23 protein-coding genes, 1 rRNA gene and 1 riboswitch are annotated in these 22,389 nt (G+C 47.1%); of the genes, 15 read left to right on the top strand and 9 right to left on the bottom strand.

The genetic code is table 11. The features are described 5' to 3' along the window. Both D8S93_RS14105 and D8S93_RS14100 read right to left on the bottom strand, forming a co-directional pair. Positions 1 to 417 (bottom strand): 16S ribosomal RNA (locus D8S93_RS14105); the annotation flags it as partial. Between the two features lie 514 nt (positions 418 to 931). Then, positions 932 to 1,456 (bottom strand): DUF3087 domain-containing protein, encoded by a 525-nt coding sequence (locus D8S93_RS14100; protein WP_152813822.1) that lies wholly within the window; start codon positions 1,454 to 1,456, stop codon positions 932 to 934. A gap of 160 nt (positions 1,457 to 1,616) precedes the next feature. On the opposite strand from D8S93_RS14100, the gene trmY reads away from it, so the two are divergent. Further along, positions 1,617 to 2,216 (top strand): tRNA (pseudouridine(54)-N(1))-methyltransferase TrmY, encoded by a 600-nt coding sequence (trmY, locus tag D8S93_RS14095; protein WP_152813820.1) that lies wholly within the window; start codon positions 1,617 to 1,619, stop codon positions 2,214 to 2,216. Positions 2,217 to 2,296: 80 nt separating this feature from the next. Here trmY and D8S93_RS14090 read toward each other — a convergent pair whose 3' ends face one another. Together D8S93_RS14090 and D8S93_RS14085 are read right to left on the bottom strand one after the other, a co-directional pair. Then, positions 2,297 to 3,640: a TldD/PmbA family protein gene (locus tag D8S93_RS14090; RefSeq protein ID WP_152813818.1), complete on the bottom strand. Its 1,344-nt coding sequence runs from the start codon at positions 3,638 to 3,640 to the stop codon at positions 2,297 to 2,299. Next, complete coding sequence (locus D8S93_RS14085; RefSeq protein WP_048625558.1) at positions 3,640 to 5,025, bottom strand: TldD/PmbA family protein; 1,386 nt, start codon at positions 5,023 to 5,025, stop codon at positions 3,640 to 3,642. The genes D8S93_RS14090 and D8S93_RS14085 overlap by 1 nt, the downstream gene beginning before the upstream one ends. Positions 5,026 to 5,337: 312 nt before the next feature. Next, positions 5,338 to 5,445, top strand: a riboswitch (TPP riboswitch). A gap of 96 nt (positions 5,446 to 5,541) precedes the next feature. On the opposite strand from D8S93_RS14085, the gene thiD reads away from it, so the two are divergent. From thiD to D8S93_RS14045, 8 genes are all read left to right on the top strand, one after another. Then, positions 5,542 to 6,402, top strand: a complete 861-nt coding sequence (gene thiD, locus D8S93_RS14080; RefSeq protein ID WP_152813816.1) for a bifunctional hydroxymethylpyrimidine kinase/phosphomethylpyrimidine kinase — start codon at positions 5,542 to 5,544, stop codon at positions 6,400 to 6,402. After that, entirely contained in the window at positions 6,392 to 7,150 is a 759-nt protein-coding gene (locus D8S93_RS14075; RefSeq protein ID WP_152813814.1) for an ABC transporter ATP-binding protein, read from the top strand. The genes thiD and D8S93_RS14075 overlap by 11 nt, the downstream gene beginning before the upstream one ends. Beyond that, the gene (locus tag D8S93_RS14070) at positions 7,143 to 7,943 is read left to right on the top strand and encodes an ABC transporter permease (protein ID WP_152813812.1); all 801 of its coding nucleotides are present in this window, start codon (positions 7,143 to 7,145) and stop codon (positions 7,941 to 7,943) included. Before D8S93_RS14075 ends, D8S93_RS14070 begins: the two co-directional genes overlap by 8 nt. A 47-nt stretch (positions 7,944 to 7,990) precedes the next feature. After that, positions 7,991 to 8,941 carry an ABC transporter substrate-binding protein gene (locus D8S93_RS14065; RefSeq protein ID WP_104972200.1) on the top strand — a complete coding sequence of 317 codons (951 nt, stop codon included), beginning with the start codon at positions 7,991 to 7,993 and terminating at the stop codon, positions 8,939 to 8,941. A 54-nt stretch (positions 8,942 to 8,995) separates the two neighbouring features. Next, entirely contained in the window at positions 8,996 to 9,658 is a 663-nt protein-coding gene (gene tenA / locus D8S93_RS14060) for a thiaminase II (protein ID WP_152813810.1), read from the top strand. An 18-nt stretch (positions 9,659 to 9,676) separates the two neighbouring features. Next, positions 9,677 to 10,468 (top strand): hydroxyethylthiazole kinase, encoded by a 792-nt coding sequence (gene thiM / locus D8S93_RS14055; RefSeq protein ID WP_152813808.1) that lies wholly within the window; start codon positions 9,677 to 9,679, stop codon positions 10,466 to 10,468. Between the two features lie 63 nt (positions 10,469 to 10,531). After that, complete coding sequence (gene thiE / locus D8S93_RS14050) at positions 10,532 to 11,146, top strand: thiamine phosphate synthase (RefSeq protein WP_104972197.1); 615 nt, start codon at positions 10,532 to 10,534, stop codon at positions 11,144 to 11,146. Between the two features lie 183 nt (positions 11,147 to 11,329). Continuing rightward, a complete protein-coding gene (locus D8S93_RS14045; protein WP_065645281.1) occupies positions 11,330 to 12,055 on the top strand; it encodes a phosphatase PAP2 family protein in 726 nt (241 codons plus the stop codon). Positions 12,056 to 12,125: 70 nt separating this feature from the next. Here D8S93_RS14045 and D8S93_RS14040 read toward each other — a convergent pair whose 3' ends face one another. After that, a complete protein-coding gene (locus D8S93_RS14040; RefSeq protein WP_152813806.1) occupies positions 12,126 to 14,573 on the bottom strand; it encodes a trimethylamine-N-oxide reductase 2 in 2,448 nt (815 codons plus the stop codon). Between the two features lie 22 nt (positions 14,574 to 14,595). Beyond that, on the bottom strand, positions 14,596 to 15,690 hold the full coding sequence (locus D8S93_RS14035; protein ID WP_005391870.1) for a NapC/NirT family cytochrome c: 1,095 nt from the start codon (positions 15,688 to 15,690) through the stop codon (positions 14,596 to 14,598). Positions 15,691 to 15,960: 270 nt separating this feature from the next. On the opposite strand from D8S93_RS14035, the gene D8S93_RS14030 reads away from it, so the two are divergent. The 5 genes from D8S93_RS14030 to D8S93_RS14010 all read left to right on the top strand — a co-directional run bounded on the left by D8S93_RS14030 (position 15,961) and on the right by D8S93_RS14010 (position 18,821). Further along, positions 15,961 to 16,476, top strand: a complete 516-nt coding sequence (locus D8S93_RS14030) for a GNAT family N-acetyltransferase (RefSeq protein ID WP_152813804.1) — start codon at positions 15,961 to 15,963, stop codon at positions 16,474 to 16,476. Positions 16,477 to 16,485: 9 nt separating this feature from the next. Then, complete coding sequence (locus tag D8S93_RS14025) at positions 16,486 to 17,217, top strand: glucose 1-dehydrogenase (RefSeq protein ID WP_006740993.1); 732 nt, start codon at positions 16,486 to 16,488, stop codon at positions 17,215 to 17,217. A gap of 1 nt (position 17,218) precedes the next feature. Next, a complete protein-coding gene (locus D8S93_RS14020; protein WP_152813802.1) occupies positions 17,219 to 17,689 on the top strand; it encodes a GNAT family N-acetyltransferase in 471 nt (156 codons plus the stop codon). 118 nt (positions 17,690 to 17,807) lie between these two features. Further along, a complete protein-coding gene (locus tag D8S93_RS14015) occupies positions 17,808 to 18,275 on the top strand; it encodes an HAD family hydrolase (protein ID WP_152813800.1) in 468 nt (155 codons plus the stop codon). Positions 18,276 to 18,308: 33 nt separating this feature from the next. After that, positions 18,309 to 18,821, top strand: coding sequence for a GNAT family N-acetyltransferase (locus D8S93_RS14010; RefSeq protein WP_152813798.1), 513 nt, complete (start codon positions 18,309 to 18,311; stop codon positions 18,819 to 18,821). Here the strand turns inward: D8S93_RS14010 and D8S93_RS14005 are convergent. The 3 genes from D8S93_RS14005 to D8S93_RS13995 form a co-directional block, all read right to left on the bottom strand. Then, complete coding sequence (locus D8S93_RS14005) at positions 18,805 to 19,332, bottom strand: hypothetical protein (RefSeq protein WP_152813796.1); 528 nt, start codon at positions 19,330 to 19,332, stop codon at positions 18,805 to 18,807. The two genes, D8S93_RS14010 and D8S93_RS14005, sit on opposite strands and share 17 nt — an antisense overlap. A gap of 238 nt (positions 19,333 to 19,570) precedes the next feature. After that, on the bottom strand, positions 19,571 to 19,855 hold the full coding sequence (locus D8S93_RS14000; RefSeq protein WP_006740989.1) for a hypothetical protein: 285 nt from the start codon (positions 19,853 to 19,855) through the stop codon (positions 19,571 to 19,573). Positions 19,856 to 19,922: 67 nt separating this feature from the next. Beyond that, positions 19,923 to 20,822 (bottom strand): DMT family transporter, encoded by a 900-nt coding sequence (locus tag D8S93_RS13995; RefSeq protein ID WP_152813794.1) that lies wholly within the window; start codon positions 20,820 to 20,822, stop codon positions 19,923 to 19,925. Positions 20,823 to 20,914: 92 nt separating this feature from the next. On the opposite strand from D8S93_RS13995, the gene D8S93_RS13990 reads away from it, so the two are divergent. Beyond that, entirely contained in the window at positions 20,915 to 22,351 is a 1,437-nt protein-coding gene (locus D8S93_RS13990) for a PLP-dependent aminotransferase family protein (RefSeq protein ID WP_152813792.1), read from the top strand. The last annotated feature ends 38 nt before the right edge of the window (positions 22,352 to 22,389 follow it).

The following is a 22,389-nucleotide window of genomic DNA, read 5'->3' as shown; positions in this document are numbered from 1 at the left end:
ACACGCGGCATGGCTGCATCAGGCTTGCGCCCATTGTGCAATATTCCCCACTGCTGCCTCCCGTAGGAGTCTGGACCGTGTCTCAGTTCCAGTGTGGCTGATCATCCTCTCAGACCAGCTAGGGATCGTCGCCTTGGTGAGCCCTTACCTCACCAACTAGCTAATCCCACCTAGGCATATCCTGACGCGAGAGGCCCGAAGGTCCCCCTCTTTGGCCCGTAGGCATCATGCGGTATTAGCCATCGTTTCCAATGGTTATCCCCCACATCAGGGCAATTTCCTAGGCATTACTCACCCGTCCGCCGCTCGACGCCGTTAACGTTCCCCGAAGGTTCAGTTAACTCGTTTCCGCTCGACTTGCATGTGTTAGGCCTGCCGCCAGCGTTCAATCTGAGCCATGATCAAACTCTTCAATTTAAGATTTTGTCGGCTCAATGAATACTGAACATTACATAAAGTAATGTTTGAATTGACTGTGCTCTTATTGGTTTTCACTTTTGAAAAAGTGAAACAAAACAGCTCAAGGCTGCTTCCCAATTCGAATGGTCACTTCGTTTCATTGAAACCTAATTTGAAGCCGAAGCTTCTAATTGGATTATCATCAACGAGTGCCCACACAGATTGATAGGTCTATATTGTTAAAGAGCTTGCTTCGTAAGCTTTGCTATCGAAGCGGAGGCGTATTCTAAGGAATTAACTTTCAGTGTCAAACACTTTTTTAAATTAATTTTTAGAAGCTTTCTTTCGCCTTATTGCCAATTGCTTTTGCGTTTCCGCTTTGCCCTGACAACGGAGGCGCATTATAGGGAGATGATTTTTCTTGGCAACCCCTTTTTAGAAAAAAACTTAAAAAAAAGCGTCGAGTGATTAAATCTCACTCAAACGCTTATTTTTAGCACTCAGTTGTTAACTTCAAGTAGCAAATAGGCAATCAGTATGTGTCTACCCAGCTCTCTTTAAAGCTGGTGATATCAAGATCCAGTGATTGCGCCGCTTCGATTTGCTCAATTGCCTCTAATTCTTTATTTACACTACTCATCGTCAATGTGTTGTTGTCTAACTCAAACACTTGTTGTTGCGTTGTGTAATAGAACTTAAGCGTAGTGAGCGCTTTTACATCGTCATTGCTCGCGGCTGCTTTAATGCTTTTTAGTTTACGAAATATTTTGTTGTGCAGTTGCTTGAGCTTCCAAACGTACAGCACCTCTTCCAGGTATGGTCGAGTTTTAATTTGATTCAATAAAGAGAGGGAAGTTGCGACTGCGAGAACGACACCAATCAAATTCCAATGAAAGTTTCCCGTTGATTGTTCAGGTACGACTTCAGTGTTGCCAAACAAAACAATAAGCAAGGTACTAAAGGCAAGAGATGAGATAGCGAGCAACGCAACAAAACCGCCAATCACCAGGTTTACTTTCTTTTTATAAATTTCTTTATTTATCTTTTTGATTTCCATATACCGCTCCTAACAGGGTTGCCTCCTATTCTAACCAGCACACTCCGCACGACAATCGAAGCTTTGTAAGTAAGTTCACATTTACTATTAAACTCGCATCCGTTCCCTGCTTGGGTATATACTTCCGCGCATTCACTCTTCCTATATAGAGGCTAAATTCATGCGCTCTTTTGTTTTACGAGCTCGCGCGGCGCCAACCACCAGCAAAGCACTATTAGAAGGTGTTGGTAACGAGGCGCATACCGAGATCCTTGCTCATACCATGATGAACACCATGTTCGTGGCACAATCTCACCGTGAAGATGTGGTTGTCCACTTGGTATTAGAGAGCACGAAGGATTACTCGCGCACGATTACCATTCGTTCAAACGACATTACCAATATTGGTGGTTTTCACGAGTCAACGTTGATCGCTGCCGTTGCCCGTGCGTTAGACGCATCTGTTGGTATGGGTAAAGAGCAGCTTCGCGAAGTTGAACCGGGTATTACGGTTCGTACAGTAAGCTTCGAACGCTTGGTTCAAGAACTAGCCGAAGATCACCAGCTTTATATGTTGGACAAGAAAGGCAAATTTGTTCGTGACACAGAAATTGGTGAAAACCCATGTTTCTTGCTAACCGATCACATCCCGATGCCGAAGAAGTCGTTCAACAGCTTGAAGCGCCTAGGTACTGAGAAGATCAGCTTAGGTCCTAAGATGCTTTTCGCTTCTCAGTGTGTGGTATTGATCCACAACGAACTGGATATCCGCGAATTATAGTTATTCGCGTACACGTTGCTAGATGATGAAAGAGGACTCGATCGAGTCCTCTTTTTTGTTTCTGACTTTCTATGCCGCGCTTACTTACCGCCAATGCTCAATCGAGCAAAACGCACATCTGGCGCGAAGAAAGTGCGGCTATCATTAATAAGCTGCGTATCACCCACAGCTTCTACTTCTTGCAGCATCTTATAGAAGTTACCGGCTACCGTGATCCCACGAACTGGTTGAACGCGCTCTCCATCACGGCACAAGAAGCCACTCGCACCAAATGAGAAATCACCACTGACAGCATCTGCACCAGAGTGAACCCCTTGCAGTTCGACTAATTCTAGGTATTCACCTGCTTTGACTTCTGGCGCACTGCTGTTGCCTGTCGCAATCACTTTATGATTTGCCGATACGTCTAGGCTCGATTTTGCACTGCGAGATGCACTTGCCGTCGACACTGCACCCAAATAACTCGCTGTTTGGCTATTGTGCAATAGCGTATTCAGTTGGCCATTGGCGATCAACACATTGTCTTGAGTAGCAAAGCCTTCACTATCAAAACTTGCGATTGCCATACCATTTGGCATGTAAGCCGCATCGGTAAAGGTGATCAGTTCACTTGCAACGCTTTGACCAAGCTTGTCACCCAGTGGCGAGATGCCTTTCATCGCACTCACACCAGAAAACGCACTGCCGAATGCACCAAACAGGCTGCTTAAAGCATTGATGTGGAAAATGGCCGGATAGTTACCTGTCGCAACCGGAGCGCCTTCAAGAAGATCGCGAGCAAGGTTGTAACCGCCTTCTATACAATAAGCTGGATCCAACTCATCAAAACGGCGACCTAGCGACATTCTTCCCGCCATCGACTGTTTGCCGTCTTTTTCAAACAAGGTATACGCGTAACAAGTGAACGATCGCTCGAAATGTTGACATAACGTACCTTGAGTATTCGCGATGATGAGCTGAGTTTCACCGTCACTGTAACCATTGTATGGTGAGCTTGAAGCGTGAGGCAGAGCCACAACACCTTGCTCAAGCGCAAGGGACAGTTCAATTTTCTCATCGACCGATGTGGTATCGTCTTGCGCAATTTCTGCAATATCAGTGGTGATTTTACTGTTTACGCAGCTGATGGTTTGATGTTCATCTTGCTTGGAAAAGCGAGCACTTTGCAGCGCGTTTGTGAGCATCAAATCTAAACTTGGTTGCTCTAGTGATTCAGAATAACTTGTCGCGACACGAGCATCTTTCACAACACGAACACCCAGAACTTGGCTTGAGCTTACTTTGTACTCATCCAGCTTTCCTTGGTTCGCTTTCAGAGAAAAGCTGCTGTTGCGGTTTACAATGACGTCCGCTTCTGCGCCTTGACGCTTTGCTTCTGATAGGACGTAATCAACCGCATTAAGAAGTTGTTTTTCTTGGCTCATTAGTTACCGCCTCCTACCAGAATATTATCTACTTTCAGTGTTGGCTGACCGACTGTTGTTGGTACTGAACCACTTACTGAACCACACATGCCCGGCGCAAGCGCCATGTCTTTACCGACCATGCTGATTTCTTTCAACACTTTAGGGCCCGTGCTGATCAGCGTTGCTGTTTTCAGAGGTTTGGTAATTTTGCCATTTTCAATGAGATAAGCTTCACGAACAGCAAAGTTAAACTCACCTGTTCCCGGTTGAACCGAGCCACCACCCATCTTCTTCGCATAGATACCACGTTCGATACCTGCCAGCATGTCATCAAGTGAATGCTCGCCTTCTTCAATAAAGGTGTTACGCATTCGCGAGGTTGGTGCGAACTTGTAGTTCTGACGACGACCAGAACCCGTAGGCTCATAACCTGTCTTCATACCACCCATTTTATCGACCATAAAGCTGGTTAGCTTACCGTCTTTGATCAATTGAGTGCGCTGAGTCTTCATGCCTTCGTCATCAACATGAATCGAGCCCCATTCGTTGGTCATGGTGCCATCATCAACTGCATTCACTGCGGTGTGAGCAACCATTTCGCCCATCTTGTCGTGGAATACGGACGCTTTCTTCGCAACCGAAGTGGTTTCGAGTAAGTGGCCACACGCTTCATGGAAGATAACGCCGCCAAAGCCGTTACCAATCACCACTGGCATTTCACCTGATGGACAAGCATCAGCGCCAAGTTTCACTAACGCTTGCTGCGCGATAGTTTGACCCAGCTCTTTCGCATCAAGCTGTTCGCTGAACTCCCAACCAGCAAGAGCGCCAGGACCTTCCATACCAGAAGACTGCTCATTACCTTTTTGAGCAACGGTATTACCAGCAACTCGGATGTAGTGACGAGTATCGTCAACGTGTAGACCTTCTGAGTTGAAGATAGACACTTGCTGCTCGCGCTGAAGCACACTACCAATGAACTGGCTGATGTACTCACTTTCTGCACGCGCAGCTTGGTCAACTTTCAATAGAAACGCGATTTTTGAATCTAAGTTGGCATCCTGACTTAGCGGCATGCGGCAACCGTGTTGGATTGGGTAGCGGTTCAAATTCAAAGAACCTGCTGACGCGATTTGTTCACGCTTGTCTTTTGCCGCAAGCAATGACGTTACGCGTTTTAGCTCGGCTTCGTCCGTGCTATTGGTGTATCCATAAAGCACTTTGTGACCGAAGAAGAGGCGAATGCCGATACCAAAATCAATCCCCGAATTGATCTTGTCCACCTCACCAGATGCGATCTGGACGGTGTTAGTTTGATGATGTTCAACGAATAGTTCAGCGAAATCAGCCCCCAAAAAGAGTGCATGATCGATCACTGACTTCGCTGTTGCAGAATTAAGCATGAAGTCTCCTTGCTCGATGATCGTCTTAGCCTTCCTAATTAACTTCCGATAAATTCCGTAAAGTTAAATTGGCAACGCGTTAAATTTTAACAGTTTTTTAACCTTGTTTTGTGCTAATCCTTGCTTAACGAGACCACGATTATTTATTAAATATTCCAGGTTCAGCTCTTTCACCAGAGCGTTGCACTAGTAAATTCCACACGACGAACCATTTAGATGCTTACTCTATCACTCACCTCGCATAATTGAATACTCAATAATAATTACTCTCAAAAAACGTATCCCTTCTACAAGGGTCCTGCTATCATCCGAGCGAAATAGTCGGGGGGCCACGCGATAAGCGTTGGCTGAGATCGAGATTCGAGACCCGTTGAACCTGATTCAGTTAGCACTGACGTAGGGAACTATGCGCACTTTGCCTTTCGCCGCTCCTCTTCGGCGAGCGAAACGATCGAACAATCGATCTATCCACAACGGTCAAAGTCAGTTCCTATACGTCTTGTAGTAGGAGCGACCATGACGCAGCAATCACAGCCATCTTTACACCAGGCACAATCACCTATAACCACCCCAGTTGTCTTAACCATCGCAGGCTCCGACAGCGGCGGCGGCGCAGGCATCCAAGCCGATATCAAAGCGATGTCCGCCACTGGCAGCTTTGCCTGCTCAGTGATTACCGCCATCACCTCACAAAACACGCAAGGCGTTTCTGCGATTTTCTCTATTCCTCTTGATCACGTTGAAAGCCAACTCGATGCAGTGTTTACCGATCTCAATATTGTGGCGGTAAAAGTCGGCATGCTGGCGGATTCGAACATCATTAAAGTCGTTGCTAACAAGATTAAGCAATACCAACCTAAACATCTTGTGATTGATCCCGTCATGGTCGCCACCAGCGGCGATTTGCTACTTGAGCAATCAGCAATCAGCACATTAAAAGAAGAACTAATTCCACTGGCAGACATCATCACTCCTAACCTGCCAGAAGGTGCAGCATTGACGGGTAAGCCAGTGCCTCAATCAGAATCTGAAATGAACGATATGATTACCGACCTTCGTGCACTTGGTGCCAAAGCTATTCTGCTCAAAGGCGGTCATCTTGAAGAAAATGAAAACAGCAACGATCTGCTGATCATGCAAAACAGTGCGGAGTTAATCAGCGCCAAGCGTTTTCCGACCAAAAACACCCACGGTACGGGCTGTACACTGTCTTCCGCCATTGCGTCTTACCTTAGTCAAGGCAACAACCTGCACAAAGCGGTGCACCTTGGTAAGCAGTACATCAGCCAAGCTATCGCACACGCTGATGAATTGGAAGTGGGGAAAGGTCACGGCCCTGTGAATCACTTTTTTTCGGGTCATACTTATGTTCGCTAACGCGATTGGCATTCAGCTTTCCGACGCCAGTTTGCAATACAAAGACAGCCAAACACCGACTTTAGCGGGAGTGAACATGACCATTCCTGTCGGTCAATGGACGGTATTACTCGGACGAAGTGGCTGCGGGAAAACCACAATATTGCGTTACTTAGCTGGCCTACTGGATGACCAAGTTGACTGGTATGGCGAACTCATCACAACAGATGGCGCCGCACTGCATGACCGTGTCGCTTACATGGCTCAGCAGGATTTATTGCTACCGTGGCTTAACGTGCTGGATAACGTCTGCCTCAGCTCGCGCTTTTCTCACGCCAATCCAAATTCAGTGGATGAGAAGCAACGAACTCTCAACTTGTTAGAGCACGTTGGGTTGGCAGATTACGCTTACGCCAAACCCGCTCAACTCTCCGGAGGTATGCGACAGCGCGTAGCCCTTGCTCGCACTCTGATGCAAGACAAACCTTTGGTTTTGATGGATGAACCTTTCTCGGCATTGGACGCCGTGACTCGCCACAAATTGCAAACTCTCTCTGCCGAGCTACTAAAGGACAAAACCGTTGTCTTGATTACGCACGACCCACAAGAAGCGGTGCGATTGTCACACCAACTCTATGTGTTGCAAGGCACGCCTGCTCAAGCGCAGCACTTGGTTGTTCCGGACTCCAAGCCACCAAGATCTCTCGATGGAGAGTGCGCAGCGCTACAGCAGGCGATTTTGGATCAGTTGGAGAAAGACTATGAGTGATATGACTCAGTACAACTCCGTTTCGGCGCGTATTAGTAAAAAGGAACGCGTAACTCATCCGGCGTTGCGTCTGCTGATCAGCGCAGCCGTGATCTTAGGTTTGTGGCAACTCATTGTAGTGGTGTTTGACATGCCAAGCTTCATCTTGCCTTCGCCAATTGAAGTATTGGATAGATTAGTCACTCGATACGACGTGCTACTCAAACACACTTGGGTAACGGCACAAGAGATCCTACTTGGCCTCGCACTCGGCTTATCGATGGGTTTGCTATTCGCTTTGCAAATGCTGATGTTCGAGCCGCTCAAACGCTGGCTATTGCCGATTCTTATCGCTAGCCAAGCCATTCCAGTATTTGCTATCGCGCCAGTGCTCATGCTTTGGCTGGGTTACGGCATTGCATCGAAAGTAGTCATGGCGGCGATCATCATCTTTTTCCCCGTCACGACATGTTGCTACGACGGTTTGCGCAATACGCCAACAGGTTACCTCGACCTTGCCAAGACCATGGGCGCGTCTAAATGGCAGCTACTTCGTCATATTCAATTGCCAGCCGCACTACCAACTTTAGCCTCAGGTATTCGTGTTGCCGTCGTTATTGCGCCAATTGGAGCAGTGGTCGGTGAGTGGGTAGGTTCAAGCGAAGGCTTGGGTTATCTGATGCTCCAAGCCAACGCTCGCATGATCATTGATGAGATGTTTGCAGCACTGTTTATCCTCGCTGTGCTGTCTATCTCACTCTACTTCATCACCGATAAATTATTGAAAAAAGCCATCCCTTGGGAAAGCAAATAATTACAGAAAATAACCAAAGAAAATTGGGAAAGAAAAGGAAGAACCCCGTGAATAAAAACAAACTTATGAGCGCTGCTGCTCTACTCGCTTCAGTGGTATCAACCAACGTGCTTGCCGCTGAAAAAGAGATGACACTGATGTTGGATTGGTTCGTCAATCCAAACCATGGTCCTATCGTGATTGCCAAAGAGCGTGGTTACTTCAAAGAGCAAGGTTTGAAGGTCAACATTCAGGAGCCCGCAGATCCAAGTACACCACCTAAGTTGGTCGCAGCTGGCAAGGTCGACATGGCGATTTCTTACCAACCAAGCCTGACCATCGATGTCGCGGCTGGTTTGCCACTAATCCGCTCTGCGACTTTGATTGCTACGCCACTCAACACGTTGATGGTGTTGGACAACGGTAAGAATGAAAACCTTGGCGACTTGAAAGGCAAGAAGATCGGTATTGCGATCGCAGGCAACGAAGAAGCGACAATCGGCACCATGCTAGCTCAAGAGAACGTGAAGTTTTCTGACGTACAAATCATCAACGTAGGTTGGGCGCTGTCTTCGTCTCTTGCGTCTGGCAAGGTGGATGCGATTTGGGGCGGTCTACGTAACTTCGAAACCAACCAACTGGCACTAGAAGGTTATAAAGCTAAGGCCTTCTTCCCTGAAGAACACGGCGTGCCAGCGTATGACGAGCTAGTCTTCGTAGCCAATGCAAAAACCTACGACAAAGAAGCCATCAAGGCATTCAACAAAGCACTAGAGCAAGCAACCACTTACATCGTTAACCATCCAAAAGAATCTTGGAAAGAGTTTGTTGCTTATTCACCAGATACGCTCAACAACGAGCTTAACCAACGCGCTTGGAACGACACGCTAACTCGTTTCGCTCTTCGTCCATCCGCAGTAGATCTGAAACGCTACGATGATTACGCCGAGTTTATGTATTCACAAAAAATCATCAAAACACAGCCAAAAGCGAAAGATTACGTACCGAGCTTTGACTAATTCTACTGACCTTAGGATCTAAGCCTAGGGTCTTTTGATAACGAGATACCCATAATGAAATACCAAGATTTGATCGACGCTTGCCACCAAGATTGGCAAGAATACACTGAGCATGCTTTCGTGCAGCAATTGGCGCAAGGCACTCTGGCTCAACCTTGTTTTCTGCATTACTTAAAGCAAGATTTCTTATTCCTAAAACAGTACGCACGAGCTTATGCGCTGGCAATCTACAAAGCGCGTACGTTAGACGATATGCGCCGCGCACTACCAAGCGTACATGCGCTTTTAGATTCAGAGATTGCCCACCATGTTACCTACTGCGGTCAGTGGGGATTAACGGAATCTGATCTCGAAAACGAGCCGGAAGACTTTGGCACGGTGGCTTACACGCGCTACGTATTGGATGCGGGAATGACGGGCGACTTAGTTGACTTATATGCCGCGCTCGCCCCTTGCTCCATCGGCTACGCCGTCATTGGTAAAATGCTGATTGAAGATGAAAACACGGTATTCGAAGGCAATCCTTACGCAAGTTGGATTAACTTGTACGGCGGTGAGGAATTCCAATCTGGTGTCGCAAAAGGAGCAGAACACTTTAATCAGTTGCTAGCAGAAATTGATATCAACAGCCAGCGCGGTCAAAACCTGATTCAGGTATTCAAAACCGCAACGCGTATGGAAGTGGCGTTTTGGCAACAAGGTCTAAACGCACAATAAGGTTAATTGGAGAATCTCATGTTAATAGAACAAATCACTCAAACATTAACCGCAGTGCGTCAGCAAAAGCCTTTAGTCGTGAACATTACCAACTACGTGGTGATGAACAACACGGCGAACGCTTTGTTGGCTATCGGTGCTTCGCCAATCATGGCGCATTCAAAGCAAGAAATGGCAGAAATGATGTCGTTTGCTGGCGCTTTGGTGATCAACATCGGCACCCTAGACAGCGTTTGGACACCGCGCATGAGCTATGCCGTCGAGCAAGCCAACTCGAACGGTAAAATCGTTGTGCTCGACCCTGTCGGTTGCGGCGCAAGTTCACTGCGCACCGAAACCTCGCGCGAAATCGCCCGCCTTGCAAACAAGTTAATCATTCGTGGTAATGCTTCCGAAATCATTGCTCTCGCTGGTGAGCAAGCGCAAAGCAAAGGTATAGATGCACTCGACAGTAGTAATGCAGCCCTTGGGGCGGCTCACTCCTTAGTGGCAGAATACGGAGCGAGCGTGGTGATCTCCGGCGAAACTGACTACATCGTGACAAAAGAGCAAACCGTCCAGCTGAATAATGGTCACGAGATGATGCCATACGTAACGGGCATGGGTTGCACGTTAACCGCACTGACAGGCGCGTTCGCAGCAATCGGCGACGAAACAGGCCTTGCTGCGGCAGCGGTGCTTGGCGTTGTGGGTGAAATTGCGGCAGAGCAAGCGCGAGGGCCAGGTAGCTTGCAAATGCATCTTTTGGATGAGCTTTACCAACTGGATGAAGAAACACTGGCAACACGTCTTAAATTACAAGTGAGATAAATCACTTCTCAATGCTTTAAACGCCTCTCACTCCAAAGACAGTGGGAGGCAAAAGGAAACATAATGAACGCCTATCGTTTGTATTTGGTCACCGACGACCAACAAGATTTATCCACTCTCAAACACGTTGTAAGAAAGGCGGTAGAAGGTGGGGTCACCATGGTGCAGGTGCGTGAAAAACATGGTGACGTTCGTGCATTTATTGAACGAGCTCAAGCCGTAAAGACGATCCTTGAAGGCACTGGAGTCCCGTTAATCATCAATGATCGTGTTGATGTTGCCCTTGCTGTTGATGCTGATGGTGTCCACTTGGGGCAATCAGATATGTCCGCAACTATCGCTCGCGAGTTGATTGGACCAAACAAAATTCTCGGCTTATCGATTGAGACTGAAGAGCAGTTGGCAGAGGCGGGGTCTCTGCCCATTGATTACATCGGCTTGAGTGCCATCTTCGCTACACCAACCAAAACCAACACCAAAAAACACTGGGGTATTGAAGGTTTGAAGATGGCGTTAGAGACGACTTCACTACCGATTGTTGCCATTGGCGGCATTAACGAAAGTAACATTCCGCAACTTAGCGCCACTGGTGTTCATGGTTTGGCTTTGGTTTCTGCCATTTGTCATGCAGAAAACCCAACCAAAGCAGCAGAGTACTTACTTTCTCTGATGGATTAAGACCCCAACGCTTAAGGATGAGCGCCTTTACCCTCCGGATAAATGCCATCAATTCATCACTCAACCTTCATTCTCTCGTCAAATTGACAAAGCGTTGATAAGTTTTTCACGCCAGATAACGTAAGATAAGCCCCTTATTTTCACGTGGTTGAATAACCCTCAATAAAAAACAAAACGCTCTCAATGAAAACCAAAAAATATGGATTGATGATGCTCGCCTTGTTTGTTCTTGGCATCATCCCAATGTCGCTGTTTGGCTCTTATCACAATCTCACTTCACAGGTGCCTGAAAGTCTGGGTATTACTTTTACTTTGCTCACAGATTCTGCTGGCAGCAAAGGCTTTTTAATTACCTTAACGCTGCTACTACTTTCTTTATTTCGCTTTAAACCAAGTCGCACTGAGTGGATGCAAAAACTCTCAATGTTAGGGCTGTTACTTGTGATTGGCTTTGCCAGCAAAACGGGGCTAAAACTTATGACAGAAAGCCCGCGCCCATACACGGAATTGCTCGCAGCAGAACAATTGATTGAAACACCAGAAACTTTTTATCAGTTAGATACAAAACAACAAGCCAACGTAATTAACCAGGTTACTGAACAAGTCAGTGATTGGCGAACACGCCATTGGCAAGGCGAGAAAGACTATTCTTTCCCATCCGGCCATACGATTTTCGTTTCGATTTGTTTGGCTTTCTTCGGTGGGTTGTTCTTACAGAACAAGTGCTATATCTCTGCACTGTCATTGTGGATGTGGGGAATGAGCGTCGCATATAGCCGCTTATGGCTAGGCATGCATCGCCCTGAAGATTTAATAGGTTCGGTCTTGTTTGTCGCGATTGTATTTACTTTACTCCCGACATTTCAAATTAAGAAACAGATGCCATTTGTTTCTCTCGCTTCGCGCTAATGTGAACGATGACTAGATAAAAAAGAAGCCAGCGATTCGCTGGCTTCTTGCTTTCAAGCGCTACTTTTTTCTAGCCATTTTTTGGTGGTTCAAACGCCGTTAGTTCTAATTCTGGGCCAGTGTATTTTTCAATACGAACCAGTGCCGAGTTCGCCGCACAGCCGTTTGCAAGTCGAGAGGTCGGAATATCCAACGTTAACACGTTACAACCGCCGTTCTTACAAATGCCGGTTTTCGGATCCAAATCCGGCCAACCGCCTTCATGAATACATACTGAACCTTGCTTGATTCGGTCAGTCACTTCCGCGCCAACCAATACTTGGCCACGATTGTTAAACGCACGAACTAGATCGCCCGTTTTAATACCACGCGCTTTCGCATCTTCAGGGTGAATCCAAATAGGTTCACGGTTTGCAATTGCGTACTCTTCACGAATCTTCGCGTAGTTAAACTGGCTGTGTAGACGATGCGCTGCGTGCGCGGTCATTAGCTGCAACTCGCCATCTTTTGCATTGCCGGTGTACTCGGTTGGTGCCATCCACGTTGGGTGTGGAGGACAGTCTTCCAACTGGTAACCTTCAATGGTTTTCGAGAAGATTTCAATCTTACCACTTGGCGTACCTAGCGGGTTCATGATCGGGTCTTCACGGAAATCCGCGTAACGAACAAACTGTGCGTTCTTCTCGTTCCACTTCATCTCGATCAGTTGGTTATCTTCCCAGAACTTGCTGAAGTTCGGCATTGCAATGCGAGAGCCACGGCCACCTTGTTGCGCCACCTTGTAGAAGCCGTACAACCATTCCATTTCGGTTTTGCCTTCGGTGTACACATCACGGCCACCCGGTGCTAGCATCTCTGCCATGTCCGCGAATACATCGAAGTCATTACGCGCTTCACCTTGCGGCTCAACCACTTGCTTCATTGGCACCAAGTGTTGGTTACTGTAGTCACCCGTCATCGTTAAGTCGTTACGCTCGAACGAAGTGGTGATTGGCAGAACGATGTCCGCATGCTTCGCAGCCGCCGTCCAGTAAGGCTCTGAAATCACGATCAGCTCAGGCTTTTGCCACGCTTTAATCAAGCGGTTGGTGTCTTGGTGGTGAGTAAAATTCGCACCGCCAGCCCACCAAATCATCTTAATGTTCGGGAACGTCAGTTCATGACCGTTGTGATGGTAGGATTGACCTGGGTTTTCCAACGCCTCGACAATACGCGCCACAGGGAAGCTTTGCACCGCGCCAGACACTGCCCAGTCGTTACCCGCAGAAGAGCCGCCACCCAGTGATGCTGAAATCGCAGGAAGCACGCCAGCGTCACGAGCAGGGTTACCACCGTTTGAGTAGTGGTAAGAGAAACCAAAACCACCGCCCGGTAAACCGATTTGACCCAACATCGTTGCCAGTGTAACCAGCATCCAGTGACGCTGCTCACCGTATTGTTGGCGCTGCATACCCCAACCAGCCATCAACATGGTGCGGTTTTTACTGAAGATGTCCGCCAGTAGCTCAAGTTGCTTCGCAGGTACGCCACAGATTTGTGATGCCCATTCTGCTGATTTTTCTACGCCGTCTTCTTCGCCCATCAGGTACGCTTCAAACTTATCGTAGCCTGCGGTGTATTTATCGAGGAAGGCTTTATCGTGCTTACCTTGTTTCACCAAGGTGTGTGCGATACCCATCATCATTGCTACGTCGGTCATTGGGTGAGGAGCAATCCACTCCGCATTCTCACCAAAGAACTCGATGGTTTCAGAACGAATAGGGTCAATCGCAATAACCGTCTTGCCTGATTTTTTCAATTGATGGAAGAATTCAAGACCAGCACAGTCTGTTGAGCTCCACGCGATTTTTAGAGTGTTGATTGGGTTTAAGCCCCAAAGCACAACCACATCGCTGTGCTCTAGTACCACTGGGTATGTAGTTTGTTGCTCGTACACTTCGATAGAGCCCACAACGTGCGGCATGATGATCTGCGCAGCACCCGTTGAGTAGTCACCCAAGTGGCCTGAATAGCCGCCCGCCATGCTCATGTAACGTTGCAGCAAGGTTTGTGCTTTGTGCAGCACGCCACTTGAACGCCAGCCGTAAGAGCCAGCAAACACAGAAGCAGGGCCATATTCTTTACGAATGCGCATGTGCTGTTCGTGGATCAGCTTGTAAGCCTCATCCCAAGACACACGCACAAACTCATCACTACCGCGCACACCTTCTGGCGACGATGGGTTTGCCAAGTAGCCTTTACGTACCATTGGGTACTTCACACGCGCCTTGGTATGCACTTGGTCAGGCCCAGTAGTTTGTAGACTATTTGGTACAGTTTGTGGAAGAGCATTAGTAGTCGATACTAGCTTGCCATCTTTCACTTCACATAACATTGGGCCCATGCGGCCCGCTGTCAAAATGCCCTTGCCACGCTGGTTTGAAGACGCAACAGACATAGGCGAAAAAGAAGTAAATGCCATGGCGCCAGCCGCCATACCTGTGCCTTTTAGAAATCCACGACGGGTTAAATTAGTCATAATCTTATCCTTCTATTTATCGTTAGTGACCAACCACATCTTTCGCGTGGTGCTGGAAGAACTTAGTAAGAATTTCTAGGTTTTCGGCAGTGATGTCTGTTCGATCACCCATACTCTTCGCCACTGGTCCCCAAGCGTTCACTGTGAAGTGATTTGAAGGAATTTTCGCGTGACAAGTTGCACAATAAACGTTGTCTAGCTCTTCTGCGTATGACCAAACTGGGTCAAGCGTATCCACAACAGGAGAATCGATCGTGCCTGTTAGTGACACTGCGCGCCATTCGTTGCCGTAAACGTCGGCCTTAAACTCACCGCCCTCAAGAGCTTGCTGACCTTGCTCGGTTAGCGTTGCTACGATGGCACGTTGACCTTCACCCATGTACAGCACTTGCTCTGCGCCTTTCATTTGGAATGCGTCCAACTTAACAGTACGCTCATCACCTTCAGAGCTGATTACTTCTAACTTCGTCGTTGGGTTAATTTTACCCATTTCACCCATTGCGATTTCAGTCACAGGGTAAACGACTTTGGCACCAGGTGATGTTTTTGTGGTGAAGCTCATCAACGTTTCAAATGCCTTGCTGTCTAGCTCAGCTTCTGGTGCAAAGTGAGCAACGCCTTTGTGACAATCGATACACGTTTGATCGTTCGCTTTTGCGTACTCGTGCATTTTCGCTGCATCGCGAGATTGCTCAAATTCTTCCATCGCGTCAAAGTCGTGGCAAGAACGGCACGTAGCAGAGTCGTTTTCACGGAACTGCTCCCACACCATCTCCGCAAGCTCTTTGCGGTGCGCTTCGTATTTTTCTGGCGTGTCGATCTTGCCAGTCACGAACTCATGGTAGATGTCTTTCGATGCACGAATCTTCGTGATCAGGTAGTCCATCGGTTCTTGTGGGATGTGGCAATCAGAACACTCGGCACGAATGCCTTTCGCATTACTGAAGTGCACTGAGCCTTGGTACTCTTTGTAAGGGATTTCCATAGAGTGGCACGAGAGACAGAACTCAGTATCAGAGGTGTAATGCATTACCGCTGCAGTACCACCTAATGTTAACCAGCCCACACCAATGCCGGCAGCAACCAGCAGTGCAACATATCGTTTTTTTATTGACATAATTAGCAACACTTCCAAATAAAATGTAATTATAGATCGCAAAATACTACTTTATGGGTAGTTCTCTCTTGATCCACATCATTTCCGTGTTGCTCTAAGTGTCTCAAGTATGAAATTTCGTTATTTTCATCCCATAAATGAATATTCAGTAAGAATTCATTCCCCAACTAGGCATTCACCACACAAATCACTTTTGTAAATGCAACCGTTTGATTAAAGAGATAAGAGGATGAGAAACTGGCTCTCTACATAAATGCTGTAAGGACACGCATGTCAGTTTATATTGAGACTCACCGAAGCCGATTAAGACCTATCGAAGCCAGCGATTGGGAACTATTTCAGCGATTACATTCCGAACCAGAGATCATTGAGCTCTGTTTTGATCGCCCGAGCGAAAAACAAATAAAAGAAAAATTTGCTTCGCGATTATTACCATGGACACCAGACAGTCAGCACTGGCTTTGCCTCGTCATGTTCGAAAAGCAATCTGAACAACCGATTGGCGTCACTGGCCTTGCCATTGAAGAAGGTAACGCAGAGGTGGGTTACTTACTTTTGCCTGAATTTCATGGCCGACAGTTTGGAACAGAAACCCTTCAAGCGCTTCTAAATTGGGCGAGAGCAACACATGACATCGACCGCTTTTCCGCTACGGTCACTGAAGGGAATATTGCTTCAGAGCGTGTTCTCATGAAGTGCGGATTCGAGCTATCTGAAGTCATTCCTGACGCATACCAAATTGGCGACAAGCGTTACGCCGACAAAATCTACTCGCTACAAAAATAAGGATGTATTTTGAATAAAGTAGTCATCGTTACTGGCGCAAGCCGAGGCATTGGAGCCGCAACGGCGAAAAAACTGGCCGAGCAAGGCTATGCCGTGTGTGTTAATTACCGTGCGCAAAGTGAAGCAGCTCACCAAGTGGTCAGAGACATACAAGCAAATGGCGGAAAAGCGATCGCCGTTCAAGCAGATGTATCGGACGAGCAACAAGTGCTCAATCTTTTCGATGCAACAGAAAACGCACTAGGCTCAGTCACCCATTTGGTCAACAACGTTGGCATTCTATTTACTCAGTCACCGTTGGCGGAAATCAGCTTGGAACGCTTTCAGAAAGTAATGAACACTAATGTGAATAGCTGCTTTCTCTGTTGTAGAGAAGCGGCGAAGCGATTCAGTACTGGTGGCGCAATTGTGAATGTTTCTTCTGGGGCATCACGCTCAGGCGCGCCATTCGAATATGTCGATTACGCCACATCAAAAGGCGCAATGGATACCTTAACCAAAGGGTTATCGCTTGAATTGGCAGACCGAAATATTCGCGTCAATGGCGTTCGACCTGGTTTCATTTATACCGATATGCACGCCGATGGTGGAGAACCAAACCGAGTGGATAGGCTCAGCCCTCAAATTCCACTGAAACGGGGCGGTACGGTAGAAGAAGTGGCGAATGCGATCGCTTGGCTACTCAGTGATGAAGCTTCTTATGTTACAGGCTCTTTTATCGATCTTTCAGGCGGTAAGTAAAATGGAAGTCAACATTCGACAAGCAACTCCTGACGATTTGGATGCAATTTTTGAATTAAACCTACAAATCAACGCACTGCATTTTGCCAACGCGCCTGAAGCTTTTGTAGCACCTTCGGAAGACGACCGAGCGTTCCTCACTCAGGCTCTCGAGAATGATGAACGCTTGTTTTTAGTCGCAGAACATGAAAAGGAGGTAGTCGGCTTTTTAACCGCGATGATCACTCAGAATGAAACCGTCAGCTTTCTGATCAAAGATCCAATTTGTCGAGTAGGAACGATTGTCGTCAATGAAGAACAAAAGCAGCAGGGTATCGGTCGCCAACTGCTTGAGGCTTGTGAGCAATGGGCGCGCGATGCCAATGCTACACAAGTTCGATTAGAAGTGATGGAATTCAATCAACAAGCACAGCGGTTTTACGACAAGCAAGGTTTTAAAACTAACTCACGTATTATGCTGAAACATTTGTAACGATAACTACAATTAAGCGCTTTTCACGACTAAAGCCACCTAAATCGCATTTATCGATGCAATTTATCCCCTGATTTTAGAAAAGACGATATGATGTGCGGATAAAGGAGATTCGAACATGATTTATCTTTTCGATTGGGGGAACACCTTAATGGTGGATTTCCCTCACGCACAAGGAAAAATGTGCGATTGGGAACACGTAGAAACGATTCCTCTGGCCAAAGAAACACTGGCAACACTTTCCCAAAATCATGCTATTTACATTGCGACCAGTGCGTCTGATTCCAACATGGAAGAGATTCAGCGTGCATTCGTCCGCGTCGACTTAGACCAGTACTTAAATGGCTACTTTTGTTTTGCCAATCTCGGCATCGCTAAAAACCAACCTGAGTTTTATCTTACTATCGCAAAACAACTAGGGGTTAACGTGAGTGAGTTAACTATGGTTGGCGACTTGCCTCATAAAGACATTTACCCTGCAATGCAAGCTGGCGTAAATACGATTTGGTTTAATCCAACAGGAGCCAATGCGCCAACCGATCCCATTCCGAATCAAATTCGCTGTTTATCTGAACTCGTACCTTAACCATCACTAACCTGCACTAATCAAGGAAGATGAATGCAAATCAGACCCATCCAGGTAAGCGATATCGAGCGCTTTACCGAACTGTGGAACCGAGTCTATGCCGAAGGTAAATACCTGCGCAGTCCGGCTCCAGATAAAGACACCCTGACCAGTATTTTACGTCGCGTAGAACTTGAATCGATTCCTCAATTTGTTGCTTTGGAGCATCACGTTCTGATTGGTAGTGTAGAGATTTTTCCTGCCGAACTGTGCGGTTATGAAGGCGGTCAACTCACTAGCACAGGCATTTTAGGTATTCATATCGATAGAACATTCAGAGGAAAAGGGCTAGGTAAGCAGCTATTATCTGTCGCACTTAAAAGTGCCTGGGAATATGGTTACGACACCATTGTACTTAATGTTTATAAGGACAACCTTGCCGCGATAGCGTTGTACGAACGATTTGGATTTGAGCACCATGGTGAACTAGGAGAAGTCACTCTCCCCAATGGCGAAGTGTTGATGAGTCAGAAGATGATGTTAAGCGCGCCTAACAACCCTCAGTAACGTGCCCTCGGACGATAGACTCTGTGGATGCTTGATTTACATAATAGAAATAGCATGCCTCTTCTGCCAAGGTATACCCTTGCGGCCAAATGTACACCACCCGATCAAGACCTGACTGGTCGACAAATTGATAATCGGGAATAGACACAAAGTGGGTACTATTTGGGTGTTGCTGACCAATAATACAAAAGTCACTGCCTTTGCAGGGAACATCAATTTGGGACACGCCACTCTGCGGCAAATCGATTTCTAATAACGCGCCAATGCTATTGGCGCTCGCTTCTGGCATACCGCTTAAGGTTTTTACGTTCCTATCAATATAGTGGACTTGGTTTTGCTCGGCGGCATTGTCTATCGCCACTCGGGCGTTGAAAAATTTAAGCGCGGTACCCAATGACGAATTGGAACTGTGTAACATCGACGCATAGGCTTGGCGATGAATGTGGAGTAGTGTTGGCAACGCAGCCAAAGCGATGAAAGCCAAAGTGGCGAGCACTATGGTGATTTCCATCAGCGTAAATCCCTTTAATCTCACTTTTTTATCTCAGCAGAATGAATGGTCGTTTGCCTCACATCCATGTGAGACCTTGCCAATATATCGCTGATTTAAAAGGTTTAAAGCCCTAGTAGATGACAAACAAGAGTCATGGGCCAAAGTTGAGACCGCTCGCCAAGTTACTATGCAAACGCACACATTTATGTGTCAACTTTAGGACTTTATTTATCAATCACTTATTTACTGAAGTAGATTACCCGAGTAGTGGAACGTTATTACGAACAAGTCCGCGACGTACGTTAGTGCACATCTTCCCGAAACGACGGATCTCATCAAACTGCGGAATCACACCCCGCTCCATTGCCGACTCCCAATAAGTAACCTCTGAATCGACCATTTCTAATAATTTCTTTGGACAACCGATGCACTGCCCTTCCGGCCCACACACAAAAGTTTCCGGTTCGTAAATCGGTAGTTCAGCTTTTACTTGGTCGATGATATTACGCATCGCGGTCATTCGGTCTGGCTTTGCCGTCATCACTCTGCTCCACGGATTAAGATGAGGCAGAATTGTACTCACTGGCACGTGAATGTCCCTACCCAATTTAGGTATATTCTGTTTGAACCGATTTTTTTATCGTCAGCTCTGGCTTTTTAACCACTAGATAGACCGCCGTGGCCGCCAATGCAAAGCCAGAAATGCCCATCCAATCAAACGACTCTCCAAACGCGAGCCAAGCTTGAATCGCGGTTGTTGGCGGCACTAGGTAAAACACAGACGCCACACTCGAAGACGCCCCATTTCGCACCATGTACAGCAACAATAGAATCGCCACACAAGAGAGCACGACGACCAACCACAACACGGTCAAAATAAACTCCAGTTCCCACTGAACTTGCATGGTTTCAAACTGCATCGCAACAGGCAGAAACATGATGAGTGCGGCCAAATATTGCACCGTCGCACCACCAACCATATCCACCTGTTGGCAATGTTTTTTCTGATACAGCGTCCCTAACGTGATACCAACCAAAGACAGTAAACAGACTCCAATGGCTAAGAATTTATGTTGCTCAGACTGCCACTCCATGTTTCCCATCAGCACCATAGCGATGCCGACAAAGCCTAGAGCCAAACCCAGCCATTGCGAGGGTTTAAATTCCTCACGAACAAACACCACCAGCAAAGCCGCGGTTAAAATCGGCTGAATGCCCACCAACAACGAACTCAGCCCTGCAGGCATACCCAAATCAATAGCGAAATAAGTGCCGCCTAAATAGAAGCCATGGATCAACACACCCACCACACAGCTGTGCCAGAAATCGCTTCCTGTCGGCAACCTTCTACGCAATACCGCCACAAGAACCAAAAACAGTAAGACATTGAATGCCATACGGATAGAAAGTAGTGTCGCTGGCTCGGCATACTGCAAACCAAAACGCGCACCAACAAATCCAGAAGCCCAAAGGATGACAAATACAAAAGGGATGGCTCGGATTAACATGATCGCCTCACTCACGCTTGTTTTATGTTTTGAGATACTGTTAATGTAATTAGGTACAGTGTTTTCAAAAAGTGACAGATGGAAGTGTTTTTATGGGTACAGATTTATTGAAAAGCGGTGAAGGGAATAAGTACCTCGTGGTGGAAAAGCACCTTAAACAAGCCATCAATGGTGGCGTTTACCAAGTGGATGATCGACTACCCTCCATTCGCTCATTGAGCCAAGAATTAAGCGTCAGCAAAAACACCGTGATTCGTGCGTATCAAGAGTTGGAAGCGCAAAACTTGGTGTACTCGCTTCCCAAGTCGGGTTATCGAGTAAAAATCGCCTTGCCGACTTCTCGCTCAATTCCGGATCCGACTCGCGTGGATTTGCTCTCGATCTGCAAAGAAATCCTCACGTACCCTGAATACCAAGAGCGTTTACCCGCTGGCTCTGCCCACCCAAATATTGATTCCCCCGCGATCAAAAGCTTGTACGCCGAGATTGGCCGCCACAGCCGCCAGCAAACGCATGTACCGAGCCATTACCAATTACCACCCGGTGATCACCTCTTAATCAAACAACTGGCGAAAATCACGCAAGATTTGGGCACGCCAGCCAAGTTGGATGAGATCATGGTGACGCACGGCGCGCAACAAGCAATTAGCCTAGCGCTGCGCGCAACGACACAAAAAGGCGATATTGTCGCGGTGGAGTCCCCTTGCTATTTTGGCAACTTATTGATGCTCGAATCACTCGGCCTCAAAGCGGTGGAAATTCCGAGTTGCCCGCGCGACGGTATGTGTCCCGAAGCCTTAGCAAAAGCAATGGCGACATGGGACGTAAAGGCGATCATCGTAACGCCAAACTTCACCAACCCAACTGGTGCCATGATGCCGCTAGAAAAGCGCCAGCAATTGCTATTGGCGTCTGGCAATATTCCTATTATCGAAGACGATGTGTTTGGCGGGTTAGGTTATGACAAACCATTATCAAGCTTGAGCTTGCTCGATGACAAGCAACGCGTAATTTACGTGAATTCGTTATCCAAAACGCTCGATTCGCGTTTGAGAATTGGTTGGATGTTAGCGGGGCGATATCGAGATCAAATTGAGCAATATCTACTGTGTGAAAACATGGGCAGTTTGAACCTAATGCAATCAGCCGTGGCAACGTTTCTAACGTCCGGTAAGTATCGAACGCATACTGCGCGAATGGGTCGGGTTTATCAAAACAACATGCGCCGATTTATCCAGATGCTTCATCAATACTTGGATGAATACGAATCTCTAAAAAATCGATACCAGATCAACGCCGTGCAAGGTTCGTTCTTGCTTTGGTTGCGCCTGCCCAAAGAAACGGACAGCTATGCGTTGTATCAAGCGTGTAATCAACACAGAATCAGCCTACTTCCCGGTACCGTATTTGGCACTCAAGGACAATATCGACATTGCGTGCGCCTCAGCGTGGCAAACTTTGGTAGTGAAACCGATTGGAGTCACGCGATGCAAACACTGGCAAAGTTGATAGCAAAGCATGTTCGTTAACTCGCTCTTGCTAAATGAACTTATGCCCGCATACGTAG

This window comes from Vibrio sp. VGrn 2, from assembly GCF_009361695.1.
Taxonomy (GTDB): domain Bacteria; phylum Pseudomonadota; class Gammaproteobacteria; order Enterobacterales; family Vibrionaceae; genus Vibrio; species Vibrio diabolicus.
This window is presented reverse-complemented; position numbering and strand designations above follow the sequence as displayed.